The sequence below is a fragment of the Pseudomonas sp. JV245A genome (assembly GCF_032424515.1).
GTDB lineage: Bacteria > Pseudomonadota > Gammaproteobacteria > Pseudomonadales > Pseudomonadaceae > Aquipseudomonas > Aquipseudomonas protegens.
Window position 1 is genome coordinate 21,032 of the sequence record NZ_VYKE01000077.1, and the last position, 6,132, is coordinate 27,163.

A 6,132-nucleotide genomic window follows, 5' to 3' on the forward strand; every position below is an offset into this window, starting at 1 on the left:
GCCTCAGGAGCCCGCTCGCTGCCAGAACGGTCGATGCCCCAAGCCATGCAGCAGCCCGCAGATCAGGCTGACGAGCCAGGCAAAGCCCAGCATGCCAACACACGAGTCGCCCTGGCGCAGGCGCTGCTGGCACTCTGCGGCGCTGGAACACAGGGCGCTGCATCCGGGTTGATCGTCGCGGCGACAACTGAGCAGGTACCCCCGCAGGTGGCGGAGAACCAGGGTCTGCCCCGGCAGTTGAGCGAGTGGCAGCTGGAGCCGGGTCAGTTCGCGGTTCAGGCGCAAGCGTTGGCGCTCCCCGGTGTCGAGTTCCTCCACCAGCAGCGCCCCGGCCTCCACTGCGATCACCCGGGCGCGCAAGCTGTCGGGGCTGGCGCCCTCCAGGCCGTAGTCCAGTTGAGTGCAGGTCCAGGCCTGGATCAGGGCAAACACCAACCCCAGCACGAAGCTCATCAGCGCCACTTGTAACAGTGGCGCCAAGGCGGAGAAATTTCGCAAGGAACACAGCGTCGAACGAATCAAGACAGCTCCCGGAAACCCAAGCGCAGGCCGCGCGTTCCGGGAGATTAGCGGGAAAAAACCGGGGGCTGAAAGCCCTTTTCCAGCCCGGTTTCACGCGGGATCAAGAGGCGTTTTGGTGAAGGCTCTAGCTCGCCGCTTCGCTGAATCACAGCAGGCCGAAGAAAAGTCCTAGCGTTGGTCAGCCATGCAGCTTTCTCTCGCTGCCGCAGGCCCTTCCTCACCCACACGGCCGCCGAAGTAACCGGCGCTGACGACCCCCACCGCTCCCATCACTGCGCAGTAGATCACGCAGATCCAGGGGCTCCAGGGCATCAGGGCGATCAGCAGCAACGGCGTGGTACTGGCCCAGAGGGCATAAGCGATGTTGTAGGTGAAGGAGATCCCCGACACGCGAATCCGCGCCGGAAACAGGCCCACCATCACCGACGGCACCGCCCCCACCACGCCGCAGCCCAGGCCGGCGATGGCATAGGCCAGGCCGATCCAGGCGCCGCCGCTGATCAGGCAGCCATAGAGCACGGCGATGCCCAGTGGCAGCAGCAGGCTATAGAGCATCACCGTGCGCCAGGCACCGAGGCGGTCGACGACCAGCCCCGCCAGCACGCAACCAATGTTGAGAAAGACAATCCCTAGGCTGCTCAGGGCAAAAGTGTGGCTGGCGCTCATGCCGAAGCTTTTTTGCATCATGGTCGGGGTGATGACCACGAACACCACCACCGCCGAGGTCAGCACGCAGGTGAGGATCAGCGCCGGCAGGATCGCCAGCCGGTGTTCCCGCAACACGGTGCGCAGGGGCAGTTCGGCGGCGGCATCGCGCTGGTGCTGCAGCGCCACGAACACCGGGGTTTCGCTCAACCAGCGGCGCAGCCAGACGCCGATCACGCCGAACACGCCGCCCAGCAGGAAGGGATAGCGCCAGGCGTGGTCGAGGATTTCCTCGGGGCTGAAGACCCGCGCCAGCAGGGTCGCGGTCAGGGCGCCCAGCAGGTAGCCGAAGGTCAGCCCGGCCTGGAGAAAGCCCAGGGCATAACCGCGATGGGCCCGCGGCGCGTGCTCGGCGACGAATACCCAGGCGCTGGGCACTTCACCGCCCACGGCGGCACCTTGCAGCACCCGCAGCGCCAGCAGCAGCAAGGGCGCGAAATAACCGATCTGGGCATAGGTCGGCATGATGCCGATCAGCAGGCAGGGCAGCGCCATCATCAGGATGCTCAGGCTGAAAACCTTCTTGCGCCCCAGGCGGTCGGCGAAATGGGCCATGAGGATGCCGCCCAGGGGCCGGGCCAGGTAGCCGGTGACGAAGATCCCGAAGCTCTGCAGCAGGCGCAGCCATTCGGGCATTTCCGGGGGAAAGAACAGCTGGCTCAGGGTCAGGGCGAAAAATACGAAGATGATGAAGTCGTAGATTTCCAGGGCACCGCCCAGGGCGGCCAGGCCCAGGGTCTTGTAGTCGGAGCGGGAAAAGCGCGCCGGCGACGACTCAGTGGAAGGGGTCATAAAGCAACTCGATGGCAGCACAAAGCAAAGGCGCTCATGGTCTACGCAAAAGATCCGGGGAACAACCCGTTCCCGGCCCTGGGTTGGTTTTCCGGGGTTTTCTGTACCTTGAACGGCCGCGCGCCAGGCCAATAATCGGGCACTTTCCCACCCAAGCAGAATCAGGAAAGTCGTCATGAGCAGCCATACCCGCACCCAGCGCCTGAGCGTCCCGCAACTGGTGGCCATGAAAGGCCGGCAGAAGATCGTTTCCCTCACCGCCTATACCAGCCACATGGCGCGGCTGATGGACCCCTTCGTGGATTTCATCCTGATCGGTGATTCCACCGCCATGGTCGGTTACGGGCGCACCTCGACCCTGGACATGAGCCTGGCGGAAATCATCGCCCACACCCGCGCGGTGGTGGCCGGCAGCCGCCTGGCCTGCGTGATTGCCGACATGCCCTTCGGCAGCTACCAGGAATCCCCGCAACAGGCCTACCGCAATTGCGCCGAGGTGATGGCCCGCACCGGTTGCGCCGCCCTCAAGCTGGAGGGCGGCCGGGCCCTGGCGCCCACCGTGGAGTTCCTGGTGCAGCGGGGCATTCCGGTGATGGCGCATATCGGCCTGATGCCGCAGTTCGTCAACCAGATGGGCGGGTTCAAGGCCCAGGGGCTCGACAGCGAGGCGGCCCGCAAGATCGAGGAAGATGCCCGGGCCCACCTCGAGGCCGGCGCCTTCAGCCTGTTGCTGGAAGGGGTTGCGGAGCCCCTGGCGCGGCGCATCAGCGACTTCTCGCCGATGCCGACCATTGGCATCGGCGCCTCCCCGGCCTGCGACGGCCAGGTACTGGTGACCGAAGACCTGCTGGGGCTGGGCGGGCCCCAGGTGCCGCGTTTCGTCAAGCAATACGCCGATGCCGGCGCCCTGATCAGCCAGGCCTGCGAACGCTTCGCCGCAGAGGTTCGGGAGCAGGCCTTTCCGCAGTTGCAGCATTGTTATGGGGTGGTTCAGGAGGCCTGACTCACCGCCCGCGCCAACAGCCCGAGGGCGCCCTGGATATCCTTGCTCCAGTCCAGGGTGAAGCTCAGGCGCAGGTGCTGCTGCCACAAGCCCTGCTGGCTGAAGATCGCCCCCGGGGCGATGACGATGCCGTCGGCCAGCAGGCGCTCGTAGACCCGGGTCATAGGCACCGGGCGCCTGGCTTCGACCCACAAGGTCGCGCCGCCGGCGGCAAGCGGCGCATGCAACAGCCCGCCGGCCTGCTCGTCCAGCAGTTGCTGCAACTGCTTCATCCGCTGTTGCAGCATGCCCCGCAGTTTCAGCACGTGCTGGTCTACGCGACCGGAACTCAAGAGCCGGGCCACGGCCTTCTGGCGGATCGGCGACAGGCGAAAGCGCCGCTCCAGGCACTGGCGCTGCAAGGCCGGGCCCAGGCTGCGGCTCAGCACGTAGCTCAAGGGCGCCTCGGCGCCGATGGCCTTGTCCAGGCTGGCGAACACCAGCAGGCGCTCGGGGTCGGCGAAATCCCGATAGCGAGCAGCGCCGGGCACGAAGCTGAATGCTCCGTAACTATCGTTCTCCAGCAGCCAGATCCCCCGCTCGGCGAACCAGCGGCACAGCTGCTGCTTGTCGGCGGCGGGCATCAGGCTGCCGTGGGGGATGTTCACCGTCGAGGAGAACACCGCCAGGCGCACCGGCTCGCGCTGAAGCAGCGCTTGCACCTGCTGCAGATCGAAGCGCCCGCCGGCATCCAGGGGCAGCTCGATAATCCGCAGGCGCGCCGCCCGCAACTGGCGCAGGATCGCCCAGGAACACGGGGACTCCACCAGCACCACGCCGCCGTCCAGGTCCAGCGCCCGCAACGCCAACTCCACCACGCTGTGCAGATCGGCCCCCAGGAACACCTGGTCGGCCTGCCAGTAGTCGCGGCTGGAGCAGGTGTAGCGCCGGGCCAGTTCGCTGCGCAGCTCCTGCTCGCCCAGGGGCTGGTACAGCGGTGCCTGGTTGCGCGGGTACTGGCGGGCCAGTTCGCGCTCGGTCATCAGCAAGGGTTGCTCCAGCGACAGCAGCATCGCCGGCGCATCGCTGCACAGCGCCAGGCGCCCCGGCAGGCGGGCCTGGGCATAGAGGTTGTCGAGCAGGTCCTCACCGGTCTCGGGCACGGTCGCGGCGGCCAGGGCCCGGGTGAAATAGCCCTGGCGCGGCCGCGAACAGATGCGCCCCTCGTCTTCCAGCAGGGCGTAGGCGTACTTGATGGTGGACAGGGAAACCTTCAGCCGCTGCGCCAGTTCGCGCAATGACGGCAGGCGTTGCTCCTGATCGCTGGCGGCGTTGTCGATCCACTGCGACAGGTAGCGGTAGACCGCCTGATAGGCGAAAGACGGGTGGCGCTGCACCGCTTCAGTTGCCTTTGGCCATGGCGATCGCCGCCTGGATCGCCGCGCGGGCCTGGGGGCTGTTCTTCCAGCAACTGGAACCCACCAGGGCCGAAGCCTGGGTGACGATGTGCAGGGCATCGGCGGCGGCCAGCTGGGCCAGGGAAGTGATGCCCAGTTGTTCCAGGCGAGCGACCACGGTAGAACCGACACCCTTGACCTTGAGCAGTGCGGCGCGTTCTTCGGGGGAAAATGACATGGGCGTTGAGATCCTTTGCAGTCCGTGGCAATTGCCGCATTCTTGCACAGTTCTCGGCCGCCTCTGCCTGGGGCGGCCGACCTCCTTATAAACATAAGAAATCCGAGGTACTCACGTGGCCGCTGATATTCAAGATAGCCGCTCCGCCCGCTTTGCCCTGCGCTGCTCGAACTGGGCCGAACGCTGGTTTCCCGACTCCTGGGTGTTCGCCGCGCTGGCGGTGATCATCGTTGCCCTGGCCACGCTGGCCATGGGCGCCAAGCCCACCGATGCCGCCATGGCGTTTGGCGACGGCTTCTGGAGCCTGATCCCCTTCACCATGCAGATGGCCTTCGTGGTCATTGGCGGCTATGTGGTAGCCAGCTCGCCGCCGGCGGTGAAGCTGATCGACAAGCTGGCGCGCATTCCCAGGAACGGCCGCTCGGCGGTGGCCTGGGTGGCGCTGATTTCCATGGTCGCCTCCCTGCTCAACTGGGGCCTGTCCCTGGTGTTCGGTGGCCTGCTGGTGCGGGCCCTGGCCCGGCGTACCGAACTGCGCATGGACTACCGCGCCGCCGGCGCTGCCGCCTACCTGGGCCTGGGCGCGGTCTGGGCCCTGGGGCTGTCGTCTTCGGCGGCGCAGTTGCAGGCCAACCCGGGCAGCCTGCCACCGTCGATCCTGGCCATCACCGGGGTCATTCCCTTCACCCAGACCATCTTTCTCTGGCAATCCGGCGTCCTGCTGCTGGCCCTGGTGGTGGTCTCGCTGATCGTCGCCTACGCCACGGCGCCCGGCCCCGGCAGCGCCCGGGATGCCCAGGCCTGCGGGGTCGACCCGAGCTTCAGCATGCCCAAGCCGCAACCCCGGACCCGCCCTGGCGAATGGCTGGAATACAGCCCGCTGCTGACCCTTCTCCTGGCGCTGCTGGCGGCCGGCTGGCTGTATCACGAGTTCGCCACCAAACCGGCGATCACCGCGATCTCCGGGCTCAACACCTACAACTTCCTGTTCCTGATGGCCGGTGCCCTGCTGCACTGGCGCCCGCGCAGCTTCCTCGATGCCGTGGCCCGGGCAGTGCCCACCACCACCGGGGTGCTGATCCAGTTCCCGCTGTACGGTTCGATCGCCGCGCTGATGACCGTGGTCAAGGGCGTGGATGGCCAGACCCTGGCCCACCACATCTCGACCTTCTTCGTGCAGATCGCTTCCCACGACACCTACGCGCTGCTGATGGGGCTGTACTCGGCGGTGCTGGGTTTCTTCATTCCTTCGGGCGGCGGCAAGTGGATCATCGAGGCGCCCTACGTGATGCAGGTGGCCAATGACCTGCAGTACCACCTGGGCTGGGCGGTACAGATCTACAACGCCGCCGAGGCCCTGCCGAACCTGATCAACCCCTTCTACATGCTGCCGCTGCTGGGGGTGCTGGGCTTGAAGGCCCGGGACCTGATCGGCTTCTCCTTTGTCCAGTTGCTGGTGCATGCGCCCCTGGTGCTGGTGCTGCTCTGGGCCCTGG

At 66.6% G+C, this 6,132-nt stretch carries 6 protein-coding genes; 2 read left to right on the top strand and 4 right to left on the bottom strand.

The window, feature by feature from the left end; translation table 11 throughout:
* Positions 1-3 precede the first annotated feature (3 nt).
* Together F6S12_RS19740 and F6S12_RS19745 are read right to left on the bottom strand one after the other, a co-directional pair.
* A complete protein-coding gene (locus F6S12_RS19740) occupies positions 4-522 on the bottom strand; it encodes a hypothetical protein (RefSeq protein ID WP_011063467.1) in 519 nt (172 codons plus the stop codon).
* Between the two features lie 168 nt (positions 523-690).
* Positions 691-2,019, bottom strand: a complete 1,329-nt coding sequence (locus tag F6S12_RS19745; protein ID WP_011063468.1) for an MFS transporter — start codon at positions 2,017-2,019, stop codon at positions 691-693.
* A 175-nt stretch (positions 2,020-2,194) separates the two neighbouring features.
* Between F6S12_RS19745 and panB the strand changes: the two genes are divergently transcribed.
* Positions 2,195-3,022: a 3-methyl-2-oxobutanoate hydroxymethyltransferase gene (gene panB, locus F6S12_RS19750; protein WP_011063469.1), complete on the top strand. Its 828-nt coding sequence runs from the start codon at positions 2,195-2,197 to the stop codon at positions 3,020-3,022.
* Here the strand turns inward: panB and F6S12_RS19755 are convergent.
* Both F6S12_RS19755 and F6S12_RS19760 read right to left on the bottom strand, forming a co-directional pair.
* Positions 3,010-4,398: a PLP-dependent aminotransferase family protein gene (locus F6S12_RS19755; RefSeq protein ID WP_123472975.1), complete on the bottom strand. Its 1,389-nt coding sequence runs from the start codon at positions 4,396-4,398 to the stop codon at positions 3,010-3,012. The genes panB and F6S12_RS19755 overlap by 13 nt on opposite strands.
* A 4-nt stretch (positions 4,399-4,402) precedes the next feature.
* Positions 4,403-4,636, bottom strand: coding sequence for a hypothetical protein (locus F6S12_RS19760; RefSeq protein ID WP_041774476.1), 234 nt, complete (start codon positions 4,634-4,636; stop codon positions 4,403-4,405).
* A gap of 115 nt (positions 4,637-4,751) precedes the next feature.
* Here F6S12_RS19760 and F6S12_RS19765 point away from each other — a divergent pair.
* On the top strand, positions 4,752-6,132 hold a 1,381-nt coding region (locus F6S12_RS19765), incomplete at its 3' end, for a short-chain fatty acid transporter (protein ID WP_315869234.1).